Annotated in this window: 16 protein-coding genes; 7 read left to right on the forward strand and 9 right to left on the reverse strand. The window is 31.7% G+C overall.

Annotated features, from left to right (window positions below; all coding sequences use genetic code 11):
- Position 1: 1 nt before the first annotated feature.
- Positions 2–1,342, reverse strand: a complete 1,341-nt coding sequence (locus tag ACZ451_RS04490) for an OmpA family protein (RefSeq protein ID WP_464215904.1) — start codon at positions 1,340–1,342, stop codon at positions 2–4.
- A gap of 219 nt (positions 1,343–1,561) precedes the next feature.
- Positions 1,562–4,684 (reverse strand): UvrD-helicase domain-containing protein, encoded by a 3,123-nt coding sequence (locus tag ACZ451_RS04495; protein WP_464215905.1) that lies wholly within the window; start codon positions 4,682–4,684, stop codon positions 1,562–1,564.
- A gap of 120 nt (positions 4,685–4,804) precedes the next feature.
- Here ACZ451_RS04495 and ACZ451_RS04500 point away from each other — a divergent pair, with 120 nt between their 5' ends.
- On the forward strand, positions 4,805–5,413 hold the full coding sequence (locus ACZ451_RS04500; protein ID WP_464215906.1) for a superoxide dismutase: 609 nt from the start codon (positions 4,805–4,807) through the stop codon (positions 5,411–5,413).
- Positions 5,414–6,255: 842 nt separating this feature from the next.
- Here the strand turns inward: ACZ451_RS04500 and ACZ451_RS04505 are convergent.
- Complete coding sequence (locus tag ACZ451_RS04505; protein WP_464215907.1) at positions 6,256–8,154, reverse strand: amidophosphoribosyltransferase; 1,899 nt, start codon at positions 8,152–8,154, stop codon at positions 6,256–6,258.
- A 56-nt stretch (positions 8,155–8,210) separates the two neighbouring features.
- Positions 8,211–9,137: a PfkB family carbohydrate kinase gene (locus ACZ451_RS04510; RefSeq protein ID WP_464215908.1), complete on the reverse strand. Its 927-nt coding sequence runs from the start codon at positions 9,135–9,137 to the stop codon at positions 8,211–8,213.
- Positions 9,138–9,369: 232 nt separating this feature from the next.
- Between ACZ451_RS04510 and ACZ451_RS04515 the strand changes: the two genes are divergently transcribed.
- The 3 genes from ACZ451_RS04515 to ACZ451_RS04525 all read left to right on the forward strand — a co-directional run bounded on the left by ACZ451_RS04515 (position 9,370) and on the right by ACZ451_RS04525 (position 11,913).
- Positions 9,370–10,809, forward strand: a complete 1,440-nt coding sequence (locus ACZ451_RS04515; RefSeq protein WP_464215909.1) for a PAS domain-containing protein — start codon at positions 9,370–9,372, stop codon at positions 10,807–10,809.
- Between the two features lie 9 nt (positions 10,810–10,818).
- On the forward strand, positions 10,819–11,238 hold the full coding sequence (locus tag ACZ451_RS04520; protein WP_464215910.1) for a response regulator: 420 nt from the start codon (positions 10,819–10,821) through the stop codon (positions 11,236–11,238).
- Between the two features lie 225 nt (positions 11,239–11,463).
- Positions 11,464–11,913 (forward strand): MORN repeat-containing protein, encoded by a 450-nt coding sequence (locus ACZ451_RS04525; protein ID WP_464215911.1) that lies wholly within the window; start codon positions 11,464–11,466, stop codon positions 11,911–11,913.
- 137 nt (positions 11,914–12,050) lie between these two features.
- Here the strand turns inward: ACZ451_RS04525 and ACZ451_RS04530 are convergent, their stop codons facing one another.
- On the reverse strand, positions 12,051–17,573 hold the full coding sequence (locus ACZ451_RS04530; RefSeq protein ID WP_464215912.1) for an alpha-2-macroglobulin family protein: 5,523 nt from the start codon (positions 17,571–17,573) through the stop codon (positions 12,051–12,053).
- 553 nt (positions 17,574–18,126) lie between these two features.
- Between ACZ451_RS04530 and ACZ451_RS04535 the strand changes: the two genes are divergently transcribed.
- From ACZ451_RS04535 to amaB, 3 genes are all read left to right on the forward strand, one after another.
- Positions 18,127–18,639 carry a CAP domain-containing protein gene (locus ACZ451_RS04535; RefSeq protein ID WP_464215913.1) on the forward strand — a complete coding sequence of 171 codons (513 nt, stop codon included), beginning with the start codon at positions 18,127–18,129 and terminating at the stop codon, positions 18,637–18,639.
- A 115-nt stretch (positions 18,640–18,754) separates the two neighbouring features.
- Entirely contained in the window at positions 18,755–19,294 is a 540-nt protein-coding gene (locus ACZ451_RS04540) for a 3-hydroxyanthranilate 3,4-dioxygenase (protein WP_464215914.1), read from the forward strand.
- Between the two features lie 81 nt (positions 19,295–19,375).
- The gene (gene amaB / locus ACZ451_RS04545; RefSeq protein WP_464216895.1) at positions 19,376–20,929 is read left to right on the forward strand and encodes an L-piperidine-6-carboxylate dehydrogenase; all 1,554 of its coding nucleotides are present in this window, start codon (positions 19,376–19,378) and stop codon (positions 20,927–20,929) included.
- A 299-nt stretch (positions 20,930–21,228) separates the two neighbouring features.
- Here amaB and ACZ451_RS04550 read toward each other — a convergent pair whose 3' ends face one another.
- From ACZ451_RS04550 to ACZ451_RS04565, 4 genes are all read right to left on the reverse strand, one after another.
- The gene (locus ACZ451_RS04550; protein ID WP_464215915.1) at positions 21,229–21,780 is read right to left on the reverse strand and encodes a hypothetical protein; all 552 of its coding nucleotides are present in this window, start codon (positions 21,778–21,780) and stop codon (positions 21,229–21,231) included.
- A gap of 368 nt (positions 21,781–22,148) precedes the next feature.
- Complete coding sequence (locus tag ACZ451_RS04555; protein ID WP_464215916.1) at positions 22,149–23,147, reverse strand: acyl-ACP desaturase; 999 nt, start codon at positions 23,145–23,147, stop codon at positions 22,149–22,151.
- 59 nt (positions 23,148–23,206) lie between these two features.
- Positions 23,207–23,932 carry a metallophosphoesterase gene (locus ACZ451_RS04560; RefSeq protein WP_464215917.1) on the reverse strand — a complete coding sequence of 242 codons (726 nt, stop codon included), beginning with the start codon at positions 23,930–23,932 and terminating at the stop codon, positions 23,207–23,209.
- Positions 23,929–25,014: a TFIIB-type zinc ribbon-containing protein gene (locus ACZ451_RS04565; protein WP_464215918.1), complete on the reverse strand. Its 1,086-nt coding sequence runs from the start codon at positions 25,012–25,014 to the stop codon at positions 23,929–23,931. Before ACZ451_RS04565 ends, ACZ451_RS04560 begins: the two co-directional genes overlap by 4 nt.
- Positions 25,015–25,083: the final 69 nt, after the last annotated feature.

Here is a 25,083-nt window from a genome sequence, read left to right on the forward strand (position 1 = left end):
ATTATTTTACTAAGTTAATTTCAACTCTTCTATTTTCCTTTCTACCTGTTCTAGTTTTGTTTGTAGCTATAGGCTTTTCTTCACCATATCCAATAGCAGTTAATCTATCAGCAGCAATACCTTTTTCAATTAAGAAATCTCTTACTGAGTTTGCTCTTGAATCAGATAATTTTTGGTTTAATTTAGCAGAACCTACACTATCGGTATGTCCTTCTATAGTAAACTTAGCATTTGGATACTCTCCTAATATTTGGATAATATCTACCATTACTGATGTAGATGCAGCTTTTATAGAAGCTTTACCTGTATCAAATAAGATAGTTCTTGCATAATCATTTAGTTTCTTTTGAACCTCTTCAGTTACTTCAGGACAACCATTGTTTGCAACAGTTCCTGCAACATCTGGACAAGCATCGTCTTTGTCTAATACTCCATCACTATCTTTATCTGGCCAAGGGCAACCACCATTAGCAGCAGGACCTGACTCTGAAGGGCAAGAATCATCTTTATCAGCAATGCCATCGCCATCAGCATCTGGACAACCATTTAAAGCTGCAGAACCAGCCTCTGAAGGACAAGCATCATCTTTATCGGCAATGCCATCACCATCTTGATCAGGACAACCATTCATTTCTTTGCTACCTGCAGCATTAGGACAAGCATCTTTACTATCTTCAATACCATCACCATCAGAATCTGGGCAACCATTGAATGCAGCTAAACCAGCAACTTCAGGACAAGCATCATCTTTATCATATATTTTATCACCATCTGTATCCGTACCACCAAATTTAATGTTAATACCTGCTAGATGTTGAAAATGTTTAACTCCAAAATCTTCAAAAGCATGTTTATAGCTCGTTTGTAATGTAAAAGCAATATTATCAGAAAGCCAAATGTTAGCACCAACACCTCCATTTACTGTTCCTGCTCCTATTTCATTTACCCATGTATAACCACCACCTATTTCAACAAAAGGATCAATTGTAGTATTTTTTAAGAAAGCATATTTTATGGTACCATCTAATGCATAATGAGAAAGATCATCAACACTTAAATCACCAAATTTGCTAATTCTGTTTAAAGAACCTCTAACTCCAACAGAAAAACCATCGCCTATATATTTAGATACAGATACGTAAGAGATGGATGGCAAAATGTTCCAGTGATCATTTGCATTAAAAAACTCATTTCCAAAAGAACTTACATCACCAGTTGGGTATACGTCTATAGCGTTGATACCAAAACCTACTTGCCATGGGTTATTTTCGTCTTGAGCTTGTACGTTGTTGAATCCTATAAAAATAAGAGCAACAACTAATAATTTGCTAAGATGTTTCATGTTTTAAAATTTAAGTTTAAGGGTTTATTAACAGCAAATGTAAGTTGTTAAAAACTATTAACAAAATCAAATTCCCATTTTTTATGCTCTTATTTAGGAAAATTATTGTATTTAATCGACATTCTAGTGCCTAACATCCTAAAAATGCATCTTTTAAAACTAAATCTTATGTTTTTGTTTAACATAGTTTAATTATTTATTTAACAAAAAAATACGCTTTTAAATGAACTCTGTCACAATATTTTGTCCTATATAAATAATAATTTTGTCCTTAATTATATACCCCATTTCTTCAAGAGCAGAAGCATAAAGCTGTAATTGATCATGATATGAAACATTTCTTTTTCCTGTCTTGTAATCTATGATTGTTGCAAAATTATCTTCTATTACAACTCTATCTGGCCGTAAAATCATACCATGTTTTGTAATAATATCTAATTCATTCTTAATCCCTAATCCTTTTTGGTAGTATTTTTTTAATTCTGGATGCTGTAGAATTTGTAAAATTTTTGCCTTTACTTCTAAACTTTCAGTAGCCGTCAATGATCCTTCTTTATAAAGCTGATCAAAACATTCATTAATATCTTCTTCTGTACGTATATTTCCTAATATGGCATGCACCATATTTCCTTTATACAGCGCTTCTTCTTGGTTTGTACCCCATAACATTCCAGAAGTTGTTAAAATATTAAAACTGGAACGTTCTTTATAGGTATACTGATATTGAATTTTTTCGTGAATAGTTGTTTCTATATCTTGTTTGTGTATCGTTTCTAATTTTCCGAATGTATAGGTGTTCTCCTTTTCATTCCAGACTCCTATACTTTTTAGATATTCTATAAATAAACCAGAATAATAATCCGTTTTAGCAGCTTTAGATTTTTGTGCAACATCTTTTTTAGAAATAATAAAGAGATTTTTAATTGCTCTAGTTAAGGCCACATATAAAACATTAAATGCATCTAATTCTAATTTAGATTTTTCTTCCTTATATAGATATGCTGCATCTGTATTATAATGCGCAATTTCTTGTTTTTTATTAATTAAAACTTGCTCAAAACCATTAAAAGCTTCTTTTAAAACGGGTAGCCATATCTTGGGTTTTATTTCCTTATATATATGCGAGTTTGCAAATGGAAAAATAACAATCGGAAATTCCAAACCTTTAGATTTATGAATCGTCATTATTTGTACTGCGTTTATAGCATTTGGAGCTGAGATACTTAATTTATCTTTCTTATTCTCCCAATAGCTTAAAAACGATGGTATTGTTACACCTAATTTTTGTTCTACTTCTATAACTTCGTCTAATAAGCTTGTTACATATGCATTAGAGGAAGCAATTAAATTAAAAGATTTATTGATCAATTCTATTCCATCAAAAACAGAAGATATTGGTAAAATACGTAAGTTGAAATTATAATGTTTCTCAAAAAAGCTTTCTAAAGATTTTAAATTTTCTTGAATAAACTGATGTAATTCTACTTTCTCTTTCCCTAAAAAATATAAGATTGCATAACTAGCTTCTAAATCTTCCGGATTAGTAGCATATTTATACATATTAATTATAAAATTAACTTCAGGGCTATTCCTTAATAATAAAGACTCTGATGAAATAATTGGAATATGATTTCTGCTTAAGAAATCGGCTAAAAGAACACCATGTTTTTTATCTCTGGTAAGAATACAAATATCTTCTAATTTGTAATTTTTAGAAATAACAAGCTGTATGGTTTTTAATACTTCATTACAATATAATTCATCTTCGTTTTTATTTTCTTCTTCAATAAACTGAAACTGTACTAAACCGCCTTTTTTATTATTCGATTTTTGTTGATTCCCATCTTCAAACAAATTTCGGTACATCTCATTATTTAGATAAGAGCTTGTAAATGAAAAAAAGGTGTTGTTAAAATTAATTACTTCTTCATGACTTCTGTAGTTTGAAGGTAAATTCTCCACATGAGGTTTAAAAACAAAAGGGTTCTGTTTCTGGTGTACTAAATTTAAAAACTGTTCTGCCTTTCCGCCCCTCCACCTGTAAATAGCTTGCTTTGCATCTCCAACTAATAATAATGATCCCTTATTTCCTTGTTCATCTTCTCCTTCTAGTGCATTTCCAATAAGAGGAATTAAATTATTCCATTGTAATTCTGATGTATCTTGAAATTCATCTATAAAATAATGTCGGAATTTCTCTCCTAAACGCTCATAGATAAATGGCACAGGCTGGTTTTTTATTTCTTTTGATATAATTGAATTAAAAGTAGCTAATGGGATTTCATCTTTTTCTAATTCTATAGCCTTTATTTCTTGTTGTAGTACATTTAAGACTGTTAAGGGAACAATATTTTGATATACGTTTTTTAAGAATGATCTTTTATAAAAATTAGCTTTAATATCTTTAAACAATTCAATAAATATTGGATGTAAGCTATCTATTAACTGCTTTTTAGCTTCTGGAGTTGTTTTATTGTAAAGTGTTGCCGTTTCAAAATTTTCTTTCCAAGCTGCATTAAAATTTATTTTAGGGTCTATTTTTGCAACAAGTAGCATAAACGCTGGAAAAGCGCTACGTGTAAAGTCGGTAGCTTCTAAGCCATTCTCAGCAATTATAGTTAATACTTTTTCAGCTAGCGTAACTAAATATTCTTCTACCGTATTAATTATTTTTACAAGTTTTTGCCTTAATACAGAAAAATCATTAATCTCTTTATTTGCTATACTTTTAAGTGCTTGTTGATGTTGTTCTTTAAACAGGAGTTCTTTGGCTGTGTTAAAAAGGTCTAAAGAAACATCCCAACTCTTATCATCATCTGCTTTTTCTATAGCAAAAGCAATTAAAACTTTAGTTAATGCTGCATCTGTTCCTACTTTATTAATAACTCTTGCTACAGCTTCTGTTAAAAGTAAATCTGTATCTAAAATAACATCAAAATTCTGTGGAAGTTTTAAATCTTTTGCAAAAGTTCTAATAAGTCTATGTGTAAATTTATCGATCGTAGAAATATCGAAAAAAGCATAATTATGAAGTATTTCTTTTAAGGTACGGGCTGCTCTTTCTTGTAGCTCAGACTTATCTATATTAAGTTCCTCAGCTATTTCTATAAACATAGGCAATACCTCCTCAAAATCTGATATACTACTAAATTTATATAAATTTCCTAGTATACGTTCTTTCATTTCATTTACAGCCTTATTTGTAAATGTAATTGCAAGGATTTGTCTATAATTAGCATAAGAACGTTTGGACAAAATTATTTTTAAATATGCTTTCGCTAAAGTATACGTCTTACCAGAACCTGCAGAGGCATTATATATTTGGTATGTAGCGTTTTGCACTTATTTTTTATTGCAAATTAAGCAATCTTAAACAGTTCTTAACAAAATAATAGTCAAATTTATTACTTAAAACCGTAACTTTGGATTACAAAATTTTTAATCATTTAAACAAAATATATTATGGCTTTTGAGTTACCAAAATTACCCTATGCATACGATGCACTAGAACCACATATTGATGCTAGAACAATGGAAATTCACCATACTAAACATCACAATGGATATACTACAAAATTAAATGCCGCTATTGCTGGCACAGATTTGGAAAATAAATCCATAACGGATATTTTAACAAATTTAGATTTATCTAATGGAGCTGTTAGAAATAATGGTGGTGGTTTTTTTAACCATTCTTTATTTTGGTCAGTAATGTCTCCCAATGGAGGAGGAACGCCATCTGGGGAATTAGCGGATGCCATTGATGCTGCTTTTGGCTCTTTTGAAGCTTTTAAAGAAGCTTTTACAAAAGCTGCTGGAACGCGTTTTGGTTCTGGTTGGGCATGGCTTTGTGTACATAAAGGAGGTAAGGTAGAAGTTTGTTCTACACCAAATCAAGACAACTCACTAATGCCAGGTGTTGGTTGTGGTGGTTACCCTATACTTGGATTGGATGTATGGGAGCATGCATATTATCTAAATTATCAGAATAGAAGACCTGATTATATTAGTGCATTTTTTAATGTTGTTAACTGGGAAAAAGTTTCAGAATTATATGCTGCTAATAAATAAGTAAAAAACAACATTTAGTAAAAAAGCCATCTGTAAATTACAGATGGCTTTTTTAATGATCTAAAAATAGAAAAGGGCAGAGAAAACTCCACCCTTTTCGTCCCAAATCTTACCATAAACTTAACCTACTTATGCTATGGCACTGCTAAGTTACTGGTATTGTGAGAAATATCAAAAAATAAGACTGTTTTTTTATTAATTTATTAACATTTTAATTCAATAAATATCATTATGGTGAGCTAATTGCCTGATTATCAGAAATGAAAAAGGCAGCACATAATGCTGCCTTTTTCCCCCAAATCTTACCATGAACTTAACCTACTTATGCTATGGTTCTCCAAAAGTAATGTGTTCTTAAGAAATTATAAAATATTTTGGATAAAGATCATTTTATTAAGTTAAAATGTATTTTTTATTAATTTAAATGAAGAAATTAATTCTTTTTTATAAATACTATAAAATAAAAAAGGTAGCGTTAAACGCTACCTTTTTCCCCAAATCTTACCATGAACTTAACCTACTTATGCTATGGTTCTTCAAAAGTAATATGCTTTTACACATTTATAAAATGTTTTAGATGAAGATCATGAATAAGAGTTAAACTGCTCTATATTTAATATTTCTTATTGTTTTACTGAGATTTAACTGAAAAAATAATGAAAAATAAAAAAGGTAGCGTTAGACGCTACCTTTTTCCCCAAATCTTACCATGAACTTAACCTACTTATGCTATGGCATTTATAAAATTACTTGTGCATTGCACTAATATGGTTAAAATACCGCTGAACGGCTCACATTATCGGTGAAATGCACTATTCTTTTTGTTTTTGTAATAAAAAACTTTAATATGCTCTTTGATTTTTCCCTTCATAGAAGTTGATAAATGCTCTATTTACAACTCTATTACCGCCAGGAGTAGGGTAATTTCCTGTAAAATACCAATCTCCTAAATTCTGAGGGCAGGCCTTATGCAAATTAGAAATGGTTTGATAAATAATCTGAACCTCAGCATACATGTCTGGCGGGCTTAATAGTTCTCCTATTTTAATTGAAATTTCATCAGCAGTAAATGGAGCATAAAATTCAGTTACATAATTTATTACTTCTTTATCTTTTGTATGAATCTGTTTTAAACATTTCTTATAAATATCTTCTACAATATTTAAAGTGCCTCTTTCTTTATGCAATTCTAAGGCAGCCCTAAAAGCTATAAAATCTTCTAGTTTTGCCATATCAATTCCATAACAGTCTGGATAGCGTATTTGTGGAGCAGAAGAAACAACTACTATCTTTTTTGGCTGCAATCTATCTAACATTTTAAGAATACTCTTTTTAAGTGTGGTTCCCCTAACAATACTATCATCAATAATAACAAGGTTATCATCTTTTTTTACAGAACCGTACGAAATATCATAGACATGAGCTACTAAATCATCTCTACCATCATCTTGGGTAATAAAAGTCCTTAATTTTGCATCTTTAATCGCTACCTTTTCTATTCTAGGGCGTACATCTAAAATGTCATGTAAATCTTCTTTGGTGATCTCCGAGCCTTTAGATAGTATCTGCTCTTCTTTCTTTTTATTTAAATAATTTTGAGCTTCTTTTACCATCCCTAAAAAAGAAGTTTCTGCTGTATTAGGGATAAAAGAGAATACTGTATTTTTTATATCATGATCTATAGCATCTAAGATTTTTGGGAAAATAAATTTTCCTAAGTCTTTACGTTCTTGATATATTTCTTTATCACTTCCTCTAGAAAAGTAAATACGTTCAAATGAACAAGCTTTACGCTCTGTTGGTTCTAATATTTGTTTAATAGCATGGGTTCCATTTTTCTTTATAATTATCGCATGGCCAGGCGTTAACTCTTTAATTTTATTATACTTTACATTAAACACAGTTTGTAATGCAGGTCTTTCTGAAGCAACGGCAACTACTTCATCATCTTGGTAATAATAAGTAGGTCTAATTCCGGCAGGGTCTCTCATTACAAAAGCATCGCCATGCCCTAATAAACCTGTCATAGCATAACCACCATCCCAATTTTTAGCGGCTCTTCTTAATATTTTGGCAACGTTTAATCTTTCTGCTATTAATGGAGATGCCTCTTGTTTGGTGTAACCTTCTTTCTTAATCTGTTTGTATAATTTTGCTACTGCATCATCTAAAAAATGACCTATTTTTTCCATTACCGTTACCGTATCTGCCATTTCTTTAGGGTGTTGCCCTAATTGTACAAGATTATCAAATAACTCATGAACATTGGTCATGTTAAAATTACCCGCAACAATTAAATTACGATGCATCCAGTTATTTTGGCGTAGAAAGGGATGAACACTTTCTATACTATTTTTGCCAAAAGTACCATAACGTACATGCCCCAAAAGTACTTCGCCAACATAGGGTATATGCTTCTTTTGTAAAGCTACGTCATCTTTAAACTCTGGGTTTTCTTTAAGTGCTGTACTTATCCTATCATTAATCTGAGCAAAAATATCTTGTATAGGTTGTTGTGCGCTAGAACGTACTCTGCTCATATAACGCTCTCCTGGATTCATATCTAATTTTATGCTTGCAAAACCAGCTCCATCTTGTCCTCTATTATGCTGCTTCTCCATCATTAGATACATTTTATTTACACCATAAAAAGCAGTACCATACTTTTTTTTATAGTAATCTAATGGTTTTAATAAACGGATTAAAGAAATTCCACATTCGTGTTTAATGGCATCACTCATTTCTGTATCGTACTATTTTAGATTAAAAAAGCCCTGAAAATTCAGGGCGTATTTTTTTATTTTAGTTTAATATCAAACTGACTCAATTCTTTAAATTGATGTAATCTAGCATTCATTTCCTCTTCTGTAACATCCTTTATACGATCTGTTCCAAATTTTTCTACTGTAAAAGATGCTAAGTTAGATCCGTGTATAACTGCGTTCTTTAAATTATCAAAAGAAATATTATCTGTTGCTGCAAGATACCCTGCAAATCCACCAGCAAATGTATCTCCAGCTCCCGTAGGATCAAAAACTTCTTCTAGAGGTAGTGCCGGAGCAAAAAACACTTGTTTTTTATGAAATAAAAGTGCTCCGTGTTCTCCTTTCTTAATCACTACATACTTTGGTCCCATTTCTTCTATTTTAGCAGCAGCTTTTACCAAAGAATATTCCCCCGTTAACTGTCTCGCTTCTTCATCATTAATAGTAAGAACATCTATATATTTAATAACCTCTAATAGTTCCTCTAAACTATTATCCATCCAAAAATTCATAGTGTCTAAAACTATTAATTTTGGTCGGTTTTCCATTTGGTTAATTACACTCATTTGTATGCTAGGATGTAAATTACCTAACATCACTACATCTGCATCTTTATAATTATCCGGTACTATTGGATTAAAATCTGCTAACACGTTTAGCTCAGTAGCCAAAGTATCACGCATATTTAAATCGTTATGATATTTTCCCTTCCAAAAAAAAGTTTTACCCCCTTTTACAATTTCTAAACCACTAAGATCTATACCCTTACTCTTTAATAATTCTAAGTATGCTTTTGGCATATCTTCTCCAACAACAGAAACAATAGCAGCGTTTACTTTAAATTGTGATGCTGCTATCCCTATAAACGTTGCGGCTCCGCCTAAAATTTTATCAGTTTTGCCGAATGGAGTTTCAATTTCGTCAAAAGCAACTGTTCCAATTATTAATAATTTACCCATTAATCTAAAAAATTTGATGCAAATATAAGGGTAACTTTTATAGTATTAAACAAGAATAAAAACAATGACTATTTATCATGTTTTTACGTTTACACAACACATTTATGGTGTTTCATATACAATAAGAGAAGACTATATAATAATACGTTAAGAAATAACGTTCTAAATTTCCGCCTTAAGTATTGATAAAACTAGCGTTTTTACAGTACAAAAGACTCAATTTACTCACGTAATGAAGACAAATCTTTTAGATAAAGTCATTAATAATTCCGATACTAGTTTTTGGAAATTAGATGCAGACACTATTTACTGGTCTACTGGTTTCATAAATGCCCTAGGGTACGATGAAAATAAAATAGAGGTAAGTACTAATTATTTTATTGATGTTCTTTTAGAAGATAAGTATAAAGACACTTTTAGGAGTAATTTTTATGCTTTACTAGATAATGGTATAGATTTTAGCCAAAGAATTAGAATATTAAATAACGATGGTAAATACAAAGAATATACTTGTACAAGTAATAATAATTTACCTTTTAATGTAGCATCCAGTGATAGTCATTTGTTTTTTGTTGAAAGAGAACTAGAAACACACCAAACGGTAAGACGTAATAACTTTTATTATCATGAAACTGCTCAAATGACCAAAACGGGAAGTTGGTATGTTGATTTTATAAAACAAAAAAGTTATTGGGATGATGAAACTAAAAAGATTCTAGGATACCCACAAGATTACAAACCATCTTTAGCAGATTCGTCTAATTATTATGCCCCAGAACATACAGGGCTGGCTGCAAAAACTTTTATGGATTGTTCTCTGGGCAAATCGTTTAGCGTAGAGATAAAAATGCTTACTTCTAAAGAGCGTAAAATTTGGGTTAGAGCTACAGGAAAACCTGTTTATAATGATGATAAAGAGATTATTGGTATAAGAGGTGTTTTTCAGGATATAGATGAAGAAAAAATAAATGCATTAAGTTTACAGAAGACAGCTGATATTATTAGTTCTCAAAATGCAAGGCTTTTTAATTTTGCTCATATTGTTTCCCATAATTTAAGATCGCATACTAGTAATTTATCTCTAATTACCCAATTAATAGATGAAATAGATGATGATCAAGAGAAATTAGCATTATTAGATAATATAAAAGATGTTTCTGAAAGCTTGAACGCTACTATAGAACATTTAAATGATATTGTTACCATACAAACCAGAACAGATCAAAATAAAGTAAACGTAAATTTTTCAGAGGTTTTAAAAAACGTGAAAAAATCTGTTTTTAATAATGTAATGAAAGATAATGTAACGATACACGAAAACTTTAATGAAGTAGAAAATATTGATTACATCCCTGCGTACATGGAAAGTATTCTGTTAAATTTAGTGACCAATGCCATTAAATATAAACATGAAGATAGAGATGCTATTATTTCTTTGAAGACGTATAGTGAAAAAAATAAGACCATATTAGAGATATCAGATAATGGAAGAGGAATTGATATGGAGAAATTTGGAAATAAAATATTTGGAATGTATAAGACCTTCCATTACAATGAGGATGCAGTAGGAATAGGTCTTTTTATTACAAAAAATCAAATAGAAGCTTTAAATGGAGAAATTTCTGTTGAAAGTGAAGTAGGAATAGGAACAACATTTAAAATAACTTTTTAATACAAATTAATGAATACATCTCCCCCAGTGGCACTTGCCTGTATTATAGATGATGACAATATTTATGTGAACTTAGTTAAAAAAATAATTGAAACTAAAAAACTATGTGATAATCTTATTGTGCTAAAAAATGGTAAGCTAGGCATTGACTATTTTGAGGCTATTTTACAGAATACAAGTAAAGATCAGTTGCCCGATATTATTTTTTTAGACTTAAATATGCCTATAATGGATGGATGGGAATTTTTAGAGCGTTTCTCTAAAATTAAAAATAAGTTTAATAAAGTAATTACCTTATATATTGTTAGTTCTTCTATAAACCCAATAGATATTGAGCGAGCAAAAAAATTTACTGGTGTAAGTGATTATTTAATAAAACCAATGGATATAAATGGTCTAGAATTAATTTTCAGAAAAGAATCTGCCTAATACCTATTCTACTAAATTATAAAACTAGCTTTTGCTATACTTAAAGGTATTCTATAAAAAATAATTTAAGACTTCCCTCAGAATATTTAAATATCAACTACAAAATAAAGCTATCCTTCTCTACTATAGCAAAATTTATATAATAGTTATAAAGTAGTTTTAGCTTAACTAAAATTTGTAAGCAACCTTAAGTCAATTCCGACTACATCTGAAAAACTGTAACAGATGAAAAAAATAATATTGATTACGTTATTATTAAGCGTTTATGCAAATCTAAACGCTCAAGAGATCAACACAGTGCCTAGCCAGTTTGCAAGATCTTTACCAGACGGCTGGCATAAATTTACTGCTGAAGGTGCTACTTTAGATGTGGAAGTGACAGCTGGTACTATCACCAATGGTAACATCATATGGTTTAATCAAGATACCTATTCTGGCAACTTGTATAACAGTGAAATTAGCGGAAAAGGAACCTATACTTGGGCTAATAAAGCAAAATACGAAGGGTCTTTTAAAAACAACCAAAGACATGGTAAAGGAACTATGTACTATGCAAATGGGGGAAAGTATAGTGGAAAATGGAAAAAAGACAAACCTAATGGTAAAGGCAAAATCTGGAAAACTGATGGTACTGTAGTAGAAGGTGTTTGGGAAAATGGCATAAAAGTAAAATAAAGGAAAAAATATATTCAGCATGTTTAAGCGTTTTTGCCAAACATGCTGAAGTTTATAACAGCACTTCTTATGAAGAACTGCATACTATTATAAAAATGAGAAGACTTTAAACTTTTACCATCATTTTTAAGATCTTTCTATTGCGTTACTTCAACCCATTGGCCTACAGTCCTCGCTACATAATCGTTATCATACATTGCTTCAACTTGTACGCCTGGTAAATAATACTTTCCTAAATAAGATGCATTGATTAAAATTCTAAATGTCTTTGTCTCATTTTTATTCATATCAAAATAAAAATTGGCTCTATCATCTCTTAAATCTGTATAAGTAACATTATTTTCAGCAAAAGAACCAAAATCTGTAAAACGGGTATTTACAATTTCCCAACCACTTGGAAAAATTTCAGCCAAAGCCATATCCTTAAGTTTTTTGCCTGTAGTATTGGTTACGCTAACCTCTGCAACAAAATCTGTTCCTTGTGTTATTTTAGAAGGATCTATTTTTGATCCATTTCTACTCTTAAAACTAGTTTGTACAACCAGATTACGTGCAATGGCTTTTTCTTCTCCTACAGGCAGAATTCCATTATTTAGTACACTTACGTATAACGTGTTGTTTTCTTGATTTTTAAGTACAATAGTATTTTCGCCTTTTTTGATTTTTAGATCTCTATTTGCTAGTGTTTTAGAAGTCTTTACAGTTTCTGTTGTTCCGTTTACTGTAACAGTAGCATTGATACCTTTACCGCCAATCATTTCTGCAAATTTTGCCATTGCCATTAAACTATAGGCTGTGCTTTGCGTACTCATCCATTGTTTTTCTTGTAAACGAGATGCTACTTCTTTTGCTAAATTTTGCGCTTTCACTTTATCTTTTAACAAAATATAAGTCTCTAAAGCCATTGCTCTATTTCTATCTGAAGAACCATAGGTGTAGTAATTATACTTATAATTCTCAAAATCTATTTTGGCTGTGGCTAGAATATCCTTAGCCACATTAGCTTGTCCTATTAAAGCATATGCAGCAGCTAATCTAAATTTAGCCTCATTAGAATTCCCTTTAGTTTCTCTTAAACGGTTCATAGAAGCTACATCTGCATTACCAGAAAGAGCTAAAGTATATAGACGATATGCCTGTGCTAAATCTGAATTATTATTTCCTGACCTCCATTTTTTAGCAATATCTTTTTGATATTTTACCCAACTAGCTTTAAACCCTATTGGTAATACATACCCTTTTTTCTCAGCAGCTAATAAAAGATGACCTGCATAGGTAGTTCCCCAATCATTTGTATTACGCTGTCCTGGCCAGTAAGAGAATCCTCCATTAGGTCTTTGGAAACTTCCTAAACGTTTAATAGCATTTTCTATATTTTTCTGAATGTTAGCTTTTTTAGCTGTTGTTAAATCAAAAATAGCATCTAAATATAACTGAGGGAAAGCTGCTGAAGTAGTTTGTTCTACACATCCATGAGGGTATCTAATTAAATATTGCATTCTACCGTTAAAACGCATTGGAGGCAGTGTAGAGAATTCAACCTGAGCCGCATTACTTCCTGCAATACCAAAGGTGGCTAAATCTGTAGTTTTACTTGCATTTGGTTCTATAATCAAATCTTGCACATCTAAAGAAACTGGATTAGGATTGACCACATCTATAGGAATTTCAAAAGATGCTTTTTCTCCTCCTCCTGATGCTTCAACAATTACTTTTCCTATTCCTTTAAAGTCAGCCACATTTAAAGTAAAATAAGCCATCTTTTCATCTGGTTGCGCAAATGTTAAATGCTGTGTAGCATTACCCTCTATTGTAAAGGCTTTGTCTTTCTTTATTTTAATGGTTACATTTTTTACTTTCTTTTCCATTGCAAAAACAGTAACAGGCAAAGTAACTTTTTCGCCAGGTGTTATTTTACGCGGTAAAGAAGCTAAAATCATTAAAGGTTTCCGTACTGGTGTGGTTTTTTCTGCCATACCATAGGCTTCGTTTTTAGGACTTCCTGCAACTACCATGGTCCGTACTGAGCCTACATATTTAGGTATTTTTATGGTATGAGACTTGGTTTCTCCTTTTTTCAGTGTAAAAGGACCTAAATGAACCACCATAGGCTCAAAACGATTTGCTTTTTTATTTTTAGCGCCTGCTAATTCACCATCACCACCAATTGAAAATATCTGATCTATACGACCGCCATAAGCACCTATGATATCATCATAAATATCCCAAGTTTTTACACCTAATGCTTGTTTGGCATAAAAACTTGCCCAAGGATTTGGGGTTTTAAACCTTGTGAGATCTAATAAGCCTTCATCAACAATTGCAATACTATAGGTCATTTCTTTGCCCTGCTTTTCATTTACTTTAACGGTAATACTCTCTTCTGGCCTAAGCACATCTGGCATTTTAATCTGAGGCGCTAATTTTGTTTCAGGATTTTCTACACCAATCCCCACAACGCCATACATACGAATAGGAGAATCGTTTAAGGTAGATGCATGTGGTTGTAATAATGAGATATTTATAAACACATTTGGGGTAAAAGTTTCTTTTATAGGCAACTGAAATTTAGTTTCGCCTTTAGTAGTTTCTACCCAAAGAGATTCTACTACTTCTACTCCGTTTTCTATAGTTACTAGAGCCCTGCCACCTTCAGAACTTGGAAAGGTTACTGTAGCTTTCTCCCCTACATTATACTTTTCTTTATCTGTTGAAAACAATAACATAGATGCTGCAGAAGGATCACTCTTACGAGATTTTCCTGCCCAACCTGGCCAATCTACATATATAATTTTTCCTGTGGCATGATCGCCATTTGGGTCTTCTACACGAACCAAATACCTTCCCCAATCTGGATATTTTAGCTCAAAATTAAAAGAACCTTTTCCTTTTGAATTGGTACTAATGGTTTCGTCTAAAATCTTTTCTCGATACTCGCTACTGCTATAAGAAGAAACATTATCTGACGAAGTATCCCACCACCATCTCCAGCTAATTTTATGAATTGTAACATTTAGGTTTCTTACTGCTTTTGCCTTTCCATTTTCATCTACAGTAACTACTTCAAATTTGTGTTTTATATCAGTAAGCAACATTCCTCTGGTCTTATCTCCCTTTGGAGCATTTAAACCAACATAAGTACTATAAGGAGAAAATGGTTTAGAAAAGACATCCGTGCTAAAATCACCTCCATTTTCGTACACCTTAGTGACAAAAGAAGCATTTAACATGCCTGGTGCTGTACCAGACAATTTCGGATTTATATTAATTTTTGCTTTCCCTTCATCATCTATTTTACCATCAAAAACCAACTGATCTTCTGGTGTAAAACGTCTCGTTGGATCATCAAAAATATAGCCTGGAAAGGTTTTAAAGGTAGTTGTTTTAGCACTGAATTTTCCTGTAATATCTGCTTTTAAATTTTTTGCAATAGCGCCATGAAGCCATTTTACTTCCATAGTGCCATTTATACTTTCGGTATCACTTAAAATTTCTGAATCAAAAGCTGTTTTAATTTTTAAACGATTTGGTTTAATTGTTTCTATTTTTATCGTCTTTGTAAAAGAAGCACCACCAACAGAAATTTTTGCTAACCAGTTACCCGTAGGGTCATTCTCATCTGTTTTAATTTTAAAATGATAAAAATTATCTAATCCATAGGTTTTTACTTCTTTATGGACTACTGTATTGTACGGGTTTAAAAACTCTAACTTTACTGGATGGTTTTTTGGTAATTTATTAGCATTATCATTTAACATAAAAGATAAATAAATAGCGTCTCCAGGTCTCCAAACACCACGTTCTCCAAAAATAAAACCTTTAATCCCTTTCTGTACTTTTACTCCTGCAACATCAAACTTACTTACAGATAGCGCATTACCATCATTTAATTTTACATATGTTTTTTGTCCATTATGTTCAGCAATTGCAAAAAATGCTTGATTGTTTTCTGCATCGTAAAAAGAAGTCCCATCTGCATCTGTTGTAACATTTCCTATAGCTTGTTGCTGAAAATTATAAAACGTAACTTTTACTCCTGCAATAGGCTTTGTACTAATAATATCATTAACAGCTATAAAATAACTTTTATTAACTCCTTTTTTTATACTTACACCAATGTCTGATGCTAATACATTTATACTTACTTTTTTATCATAGTAGTATGAGGTATGGCATGGATTTTCTCGCTCATTCCAATCATAATTATAGTAACCGTATTCATTATAATATTGCTCAACGCCGTCCCAAGAACTATCTTCCTCCTCTTCATCATAATTATCTTCCTCATCATTAGAAGTTTCAATATTAGTTTCATCACAATCATATAAACTATACTGTGGCTTGTAACTAAATTCTACCCTGTAAATAGCTCCTTTTTCTGGTGTAATAATCGATTTTAAATCTAAAGCATGAGCAGCCCATTTGCCATTGTTAGCAGATAGGCTGTTCTGCAATTCTAATTTTTTAGTAGCAATTGGTCTGGCTACACTTCTTAGGTTAGCACTTCCGTTTAAATTATTGCTTTGCAAAAACTGTAATACATTATTTTCGTAAATCCGCAATACAGCTACATCTACATATTTAAGGTTTACTGCTTCAAAATTAATTTTTAAATTACTTGATGACGGTAATATTGTTCCATTAGAAAGCATGCGAACGGCTGGCTTAATTTGCTCAAAAGCGACACGTTCTGTATACTTAGCTTTTAGTTTTTTACCCTCTATACTCTGTATTCCATCAAAAACTTCTAATTGTGCTGTACCATTTATGGTTTTAGAAGGGTATACTCTTAATGTATTTCCTTTTACACTATATTTTAAAGCTGCATCACCTTCTAGTACAACCAAACCTTTAAAATTCTGTCCTTTTTTTAAAGGATCGGAAAAGTTAATATTCAATTGTTGTTTAGCTCCTTTACCTGTAGTAATATTTAGGATCGTAAAATTGTTTTTACCCGCTATTAAAATTGCGTTTTTACCAGAACTTTCAATATTAAAATCAGCCCCATCCCAAGAAATTTCTACATCAGTATCTTCATCATAACGCTGAATGTTTTCAATTTTAAACTGAAACTGGGTGCCTTCTTGTATGGCATCATCAAAAGTAATTTTTAATGCATTGCCTTTTTGACTTGCTTTTATAAGTTGTTTTGCAGTTTCTAATGAAAGGATATCTGCACTTCTTAATTGTCCCTCAATATATTGTTTGTCTTTAGTAGAAGATTGTAAGTCATTGGTATAAATATTAAACTGCTGTTTTAAGGTTTGTACCGTAAAAGAAAGTGTTTCCAAATTTTTAGGGAAATCTGCAACAAAAGCAGCCAAATCTACTTTAGCGGTATATTCGGTATCTTGTTTAAACCCTTCTTCTGGTATAAACGCTATTGTTCTACTATCTAGTGCAACTACTTTTCCTTTTACAGAAGGAGAAACTTTAAATAAATCTCTTTCTAATTCATCACCAGCATTCCAATTTAGAATTGGTGTATTAAGAACTACCCTTAAGTCACTTTTTGTAGAAATAACACCATGGGTAACTTGTGTAACAACATCTTGATATCTATTAAGGTTGTCTAATTGCTCTGCTACATTTTGTTTTTTATCTCCACAAGAAGTCAAAATCAATAAAAAGAAGCTTAGAAAAATAATGTTGTATTTCATCCTGAAAAGTTTGTTGGTGTAAAAGTAAACGGTTGTTTTAAAATTAAATTACCTGAAAACAGTGAATATAAAGTAATAACTACTATATAATTTTATAAAAAATTAAAATGAAATCATATGCTGATCATACTTAAATCTTATTTTGAAAAAAGAACACAACAATTAATTTGCATTTTACTATTCAACATAAACAGTAGTATTTTAAAGTTTTAATGCACTTTAAAAAATTATAAACTTTGATTTTACAAATAAGGAACTAATAAAAAAATTAAAATCTAGTGGGTTAAAAACCAGTTATCGGCAAAAAATTACTGTTCTTCTAAACCATCATTTTTTTATTTAGATAAACCACATTTAAGCACCGATAAAATACTTAAAAACGTATAAAATGCTTTTTTTTTCGATGTAAAATAATAAAAAATAGACTTCTAAGTAACTCATCTACATTATTTTACATCATGTCTAAAAAACCTAAGAAATTCTATAATTCTACATTTCAAAAAAGATCTCTTAAATACATTTGTATTGATTACTAATAGTTATTATCTCAATTATGAAAACAAGATTACTTTTTTTACTAACCATTTCACTACTCATCCAATCTTGTAGCAAAACTGCTATAGCAACTGATGAAGAACTTTTAATAGCTAATGAGATTGCATCGGTTCCAACAAATGAAATTGATGAGGCAGATACCTCTGAAATGGAAAAAGAAATTAAAAAGATAATTGACGAGCACAGACAGGCAATGGGCTTAAAAAAACTTAAATTTAATGGTATTGTATATAAATATGCAGAAAGCCATAATGAGTATATGATTTCTAATAAAGTATTAGATCATGGAAATTTTAAGGATAGAGCTAATAAGATTGCTAACAAAATAAACATAAAACAGATTGAAGAAAATATAGCTAGAAATTTTGCAACTGCTGAAGAGCTTGTAAACGATTGGTTAGAAAGTGATTCTCATAGAGAAACGCTAGAAGGAAATTTTACACACGCAGCAATAAGTGCAAAAAAAGACGCGGATGGAAATTATTATTTTACTCATATCTTTTTTAGATAAAACTATAAAAGAAAGTAATTAATATTAAGTTTTTTAGATTTAGTACATTATTTTTATACTCCATACTATTTATTTAGTATGGAGTTTTTATTTTTTTATCTAAAAACATTATGATATGCCAATAGCAGCACCTTTTAATTTAACCAAATGGATTGCAGAAAATAGAGATACGTTAAAGCCTCCTGTAGGGAATAAAAACTTATATAAGGAAGCAGGAGACTATATTGTAATGATTGTTGCTGGCCCTAATGCCCGTAAAGATTATCACTATAACGAAACCGAAGAGCTTTTCTATCAACTAGAAGGTACCATAGAAGTACATATACAAGAAGATGGCGTTAAAAAAACAATGCAATTAGGGCCTGGGGATATGTACTTACACCCTGCTAAAGTTCCACATTCTCCCGTACGTCATAAAGGTTCTATAGGTTTAGTTATAGAACGTAAAAGAGCTCATATGAAAATTGATGACGGACTATTATGGTTTTGTGATAATTGTAACCATAAACTCTACGAAGCTTATTTTACTTTAAATGATATTGAAAAAGATTTCTTAGGTCATTTTAAACATTTTTATGGAAACAAAGCATTGCGTACCTGTACAAATTGCCAAACTGTAATGCCCGTAGATGAACGATTTGTAGCTAAGGAGTAATTTATTTGCTAAGGCCTATTTTTTAATACAAAAAAAGTATATTTGTAAAAAATATAACAAAACCTCTATAAAATGTTACAAATGTCAGAAAAAAGTATCGATTTTGGAATAAAAGAGGCACTTATAACATTAGGTGTTAAGGATATAAATGAGGGAACTTCAACAGGTTCTACTTATTTTTCTAATGGTGAGCTTATCGCTTCATATTCTCCTGTAGATGGGAAACTCATTGGAAAAGTAAAAACAACCACACAAGCAGATTACGATAAAGTAATGGAAACTGCCGCAATAGCTTTTAAGGAATGGAGAACAAAGCCTGCTCCTTTACGAGGTGAAATAGTACGACAGTTTGGTGAAAAGCTAAGAGAGAAAAAAGAAGCTTTAGGTAAGCTAGTATCCTATGAAATGGGAAAAAGTTACCAAGAAGGCTTAGGTGAGGTTCAAGAAATGATAGATATCTGTGATTTTGCTGTAGGTTTATCGCGCCAATTGCATGGTTTAACAATGCACTCAGAAAGACCAGGACACAGAATGTACGAGCAATACCATCCGTTAGGAATTGTTGGTATTATTTCTGCATTTAATTTTCCTGTTGCGGTTTGGGCATGGAATACTGCTTTAGCATGGATTTGTGGTGATGTATGTGTTTGGAAACCTTCTGAAAAAACACCTATTTGCGGAATTGCTTGTCAAAATATAGCTGCTGAAGTTTTTGCTGCTAATGGTTTACCAGAAGGCATCTGTAACCTTATTAATGGCGATTATAAGGTTGGAGAAATGATGACGAAAGATACCCGAATACCTTTAGTATCTGCAACAGGATCTACAAGAATGGGTAAAATTGTTGCGAAAGAAGTTGCTGGACGTTTAGGGAAATCTTTATTAGAATTAGGCGGTAACAATGCTATTATTATAACACCAGATGCAGATATTAAAATGACTGTTATTGGTGCTGTATTTGGCGCTGTAGGTACTGCTGGGCAACGTTGTACCTCAACAAGACGTTTAATTATACACGAAAGTGTATACGATAAAGTAAAAGATGCTTTAGTTAGTGCATATAAACAATTGCGCATTGGAAATCCTTTAGATGAAAACAATCATGTGGGGCCTCTTATAGATCTAGATGCTGTTAAAATGTATGAAGCTGCCTTAGAAAAAGTAGTAGCCGAAGGAGGGAATATTATTGTGGAAGGAGAAGTCCTTTCTGGAGAAGGATATGAATCTGGTTGTTATGTAAAACCCGCCATTGCAGAAGCTAAAAACACTTTTGAAATTGTACAACACGAAACATTTGCCCCAGTATTATACCTATTAAAATATTCTGGTGGTGTTGAAAACGCTTTAGAAATACAAAATGGTGTAGCTCAAGGTTTATCTTCTGCAATTATGACAAATAATTTGCGTGAAGCTGAAGCCTTTTTATCGGTAGCTGGGTCTGACTGCGGAATTGCTAATGTAAATATAGGAACTTCTGGTGCAGAGATTGGCGGTGCATTTGGCGGTGAAAAAGAAACTGGTGGTGGGCGTGAGTCTGGTTCTGATGCTTGGAAAGTATACATGAGGCGACAAACAAATACCATAAACTACACTACAGAATTACCTTTAGCACAAGGCATAAAATTTAATTTATAAAAAAACCGTATAAATAAGAAAACTTATTTATACGGTTTTAACTAACCACCTAAATTATTAAAATATTTTAGATTTAAACCTATTTCAATGCCGGAGCCTCGTCGGGAGAAATAGGTTTTTTTTATACCATTGTAAATTTCTTTAAAAAGCTAGAAAAAACCTATCTATTTTATATTAATGGTAGTTAAAACTGTATAGCTTGTATAAAAATCTGGATGAGACTCTTAAGAACAAAAAAGGCCGGAAGATACATCTTCCGACCTTTACTATCATTACGATAATGATTAGATTTCTACATATTAGTTCATTACAACAACATCAAATAAAACTCTATCGGCATTCACTGCATTAATTTTAAAAGCACCTTTTTTACCTGTAGCTGTTTCAAAAAGAAAAACGCCTCGGTAAGTTACTGGTTGTGCTTCTCCATCGTTAGCAATTACTAAATCTTTAAGTTGAGAATCATCTGCAAGCGCATCAAATTCTTCAATTGTTAATGCATCTCCAGCAGCTTGTATTTTAGTCGTTTTTACACCTGATATCTGAGCAAACACATCATTTTCACTTGGACTATTAAATGCAATGAATGCTTGATTGGTAGCAGAAACTAAATCTATTTCAGCAATATTATCTGCTGTAACTTCTGATTCTTGGTATGTTCTTCCTGTTGTTGTAGAAAAAGCAATTCCAAAACCCATTGTATTGGAATCTGATAACTTTAGTTCAACATTATCAAAAGTAGCAATAGATTCTTCCGGTGTAATTTCTATTTCTATTCCTGGTTCATCATCTTTAGAACATGAAGTGAATCCAATACATAAAACAATAAGCGGTAATACTAATTTTTTCATCATAAAAATATTTGGGTTAAGTTTATTTAACGAGACTCCATAGTAATTGTTGTGTGTAACCAAAAACTTTTTAATGTTGAATGAGTTTTAAAACAAATTCCATCTCATAGGCGGATAAAGTAGATGTCTTGAGGTTTTTGTTAAAATTAAAAACTAATATAACATCAGCTGAAAATGAATATGTGTAGACAGAACATAATTAATAAAAATTATGGATTTAATAAATTAAGATAAAAATAATAGATCCGTAATATTAAAATACATTTTAAAGAGTAATTGAAAAATTGTATTTTCATTAAAGCTGTGCTCAACCCATCAATACAGCAACTTATGAGTTTAACACAGCTTAGACTTTACTAAAAAACTTATCATAATCTCCCATTCGCTTCAACCCATTTAAATTGGTATTGATCTTCTGGGAATTTCATTCTTTCGGCAATACGCTCTAATCGGCTAGGCAATTTCATTAAGTAGTCTCTTGCTTTTTGTGCTTCATCGTTAAGTCCTCTTATCGCATCTATTTCCCAAAAAGCATTTAGTTTGCCTAAAATATCTATATAATCTTGTGCGGTATAAACGCCTAATCTTTGCGCACAATTCGAAAAGTTTTCAAAAGCGGTACCAATGGTTCCTCCAGATTCTCTTAAAAAATGTGCTGGCATTACTATTTTCTGCTTCATCATATCAGCAAAAGCAAGCATCATTCCGTTAGGGTCTTGACCTAAGATCGTTTTTACAAATTCTCGGTACGCTAAATGATGGCGCATTTCATCACCCGCAATGATCGTACACATTTTACCTAATAAGCCATTCCCTTTTTTCTTAGCCATTTGCCCCACTCTTTTATGAGAGATATTGGTAGCCAATTCTTGGAAACTGGTATACACAAAGTTTTTATACGGGTCTTGATCAGTACCAATATCAAAACCATCGGAAATAAGGTGTTGAGTAGTAATTTCTATTTCTCTCATGTTTACGCGACCTGAGAGGTATAAATACTTATTTAGCACATCACCATGTCTATTTTCTTCGGCTGTCCAGGCACGTACCCATTTTGCCCATCCATTAGTTTTATTTTCACCATGTTGGTCTATACCCACTACATCCATTAACCAAGATTCATAGGTAGGTAAGGCTTCTTCTGTAATGGTATCAGCAACCATAGTTACCCAAAAATCGTATCCTAATTCTTTAGATTCCTCTCTTAACTGCTCAACATTTTCTAAAAAATCATCACTTTGAGAATCTGGTAAAAAATCTGTTGGTTGCCATATGTCTTCAGGTTTTATTAGAAAGTTATCCATAAAATCTTCCACCTGTGGCTCAATAGCCTGCATCACTTCTAATCTTATATTTTTTGCTGACATATTTTTTTTTTCAAAGTTCGGTATAATCGCCTTAAAAACAAGCTATTTGGAGGGTCTTTTTAATTTCTACCTTTTTCTCCCGGATATAAAGTATGCACAGGATCACTCTGCCACATTTCTTTTGTATCTACATCTACTATAGTTAAAGGGCCTTTAAAAGCCGCTCCAGTATCTATATTCCAAACATTAGCTGCATTTTGCGGTGTAGTTTCTCCTATACGGGTAACCGGAGTATGGCCTATATAGACTTCGTTATATAATTTTAATCTCTGTGGGAATATTTTATTACTCTCTTTTAATTCTGGATTTGAAGCTAATGCTAATTCCCATAGGGTTCTATCCCAATAAAAAGTTTTAGAAAAATACTCGTGTTCTACTCCTTTTAAATTGGTAAACCCAGCATGAAGAAATAAACGATTTTTATCATCCAAATAATAATTAACTAAATTTTTATAAAAATTGATATGTAATTTTTTTATTTCATCAGTTGCTTTAGCATATGAAGTCATTGTTGCTTCACCTCCATGTTGAAACCAAGTAGGGTTATCTTTGCCCTCATCTAGCCATGCACAACACAACTCATCATGGTTTCCTCTAAGAAAAGTACAATGGTGCGTTTTATTTAAATCGATTAAAAAATTTACGGTTTCTAATGCCTCACTCCAACCATCTATATAATCTCCTAAAAAGATAAGGTGATCTTTAGTAGTTACATTTGCATCTTTTAAAATTTGCTGTAAGGCTTTTAAGCCAGAATGGATATCTCCAATAACTAATGTTCTCATTGTTCTGCAAAAATCGCTATTGTAGCTATAACAGCAATAATAAAAATGACTAAAAAAAAGATTTTCCAAAAAGAATAAGGTCTTTTACCACTAATATTACCTGTTTGCCCATTAATATAAAAACTATATTCTTTTCCATTATACAGGTATGAACTAATATAAACTGGTAATAAAATATGCTTAAAGGTTTCTTCTGATAATTTAATATTGGCATCAGATATCCGTTGCGTATCACCTCCTATATCTCTTCTTATCCAATTATATGCAATGTTTTTTGCCTCCTGAAAAGATTGATGATGCCCTTCTTTTAATGAAATTGTATATTTTTCTGTTATAAAACCTGAAAGATATTTGGAATTAAATACCACTAACTCTTTTAGGTTCCAATGCGAAATTTTTGCAGGAATATCTCTTCGTTTTTTCTCTGAGGCATTAATTAGAATATCATCTATAAAACCACTAACACTTCCTGAAGCATAAGACCAACGTGTTTTTCGCACTTGCCTGGTTTGTGTGCCATTCTTAGTTCTGTAACGTTGCGTTTCATAATAATAGTCGCCTCTTTGTCCTTGGTAATTGGCAAACAAATTAGCATCAAAAGTCCAATGGGGCACATACAAACCATGTATGGCATCCGGGTCTAACGCTGCTCTTTTTAGTTTATTAGGGGCAAACCATAAACTATTTGCCCAAGTTTTAAAAATCTGATGCGCTTTTTTATCATCTAACTGAAAAGGAAGTATAGCACCTGGTAATATCCAGCCTTCTTTTTCTATATCTTCTCTTATCAGTGGTTCTCCACAGTATACACAACCTAACGATTTGTAATTTTCTTCTACATGCTGATTAGCACCACAATTTTTACAATTTAAAATGTCTATAGTATCGGTATACGCATTATCACCTACGACTTTTAAATAATGTTCTAATTCTAATTCTTCAAAACTACTTTTTGCTTGTTCTATAAATTCTTCGTAGCCACAGTACTCACATTTTAATTGCTGTGAACCTGGTTTGTATTTAAGTTCTGCTCCACAATTAGCGCAAGGTTTTTTATGTTCCGAGTTTTGGGTTTCTTCCATTTTATACTAGAAAAATACTATTTCTTAAAAGTAAAGAGTTATTAATTTAGAACTATAGTACTTTAAGCA

The organism is Allocellulophaga tsushimaensis, assembly GCF_055383085.1.

Bases quoted from the DNA above. Each gene is read 5' to 3' on its own strand.
- ACZ451_RS04530 (WP_464215912.1), bottom strand. From the start codon at position 17,573: ATGAAATACAACATTATTTTTCTAAGCTTCTTTTTATTGATTTTGACT.
- ACZ451_RS04535 (WP_464215913.1), top strand. From the start codon at position 18,127: ATGAAAACAAGATTACTTTTTTTACTAACCATTTCACTACTCATCCAA.
- ACZ451_RS04515 (WP_464215909.1), top strand. From the start codon at position 9,370: ATGAAGACAAATCTTTTAGATAAAGTCATTAATAATTCCGATACTAGT.
- ACZ451_RS04555 (WP_464215916.1), bottom strand. From the start codon at position 23,147: ATGTCAGCAAAAAATATAAGATTAGAAGTGATGCAGGCTATTGAGCCA.
- ACZ451_RS04500 (WP_464215906.1), top strand. From the start codon at position 4,805: ATGGCTTTTGAGTTACCAAAATTACCCTATGCATACGATGCACTAGAA.
- ACZ451_RS04550 (WP_464215915.1), bottom strand. From the start codon at position 21,780: ATGAAAAAATTAGTATTACCGCTTATTGTTTTATGTATTGGATTCACT.
- ACZ451_RS04510 (WP_464215908.1), bottom strand. From the start codon at position 9,137: ATGGGTAAATTATTAATAATTGGAACAGTTGCTTTTGACGAAATTGAA.
- ACZ451_RS04525 (WP_464215911.1), top strand. From the start codon at position 11,464: ATGAAAAAAATAATATTGATTACGTTATTATTAAGCGTTTATGCAAAT.
- ACZ451_RS04560 (WP_464215917.1), bottom strand. From the start codon at position 23,932: ATGAGAACATTAGTTATTGGAGATATCCATTCTGGCTTAAAAGCCTTA.
- ACZ451_RS04565 (WP_464215918.1), bottom strand. From the start codon at position 25,014: ATGGAAGAAACCCAAAACTCGGAACATAAAAAACCTTGCGCTAATTGT.
- ACZ451_RS04520 (WP_464215910.1), top strand. From the start codon at position 10,819: ATGAATACATCTCCCCCAGTGGCACTTGCCTGTATTATAGATGATGAC.
- amaB (WP_464216895.1), top strand. From the start codon at position 19,376: ATGTCAGAAAAAAGTATCGATTTTGGAATAAAAGAGGCACTTATAACA.
- ACZ451_RS04490 (WP_464215904.1), bottom strand. From the start codon at position 1,342: ATGAAACATCTTAGCAAATTATTAGTTGTTGCTCTTATTTTTATAGGA.
- ACZ451_RS04505 (WP_464215907.1), bottom strand. From the start codon at position 8,154: ATGAGTGATGCCATTAAACACGAATGTGGAATTTCTTTAATCCGTTTA.
- ACZ451_RS04540 (WP_464215914.1), top strand. From the start codon at position 18,755: ATGCCAATAGCAGCACCTTTTAATTTAACCAAATGGATTGCAGAAAAT.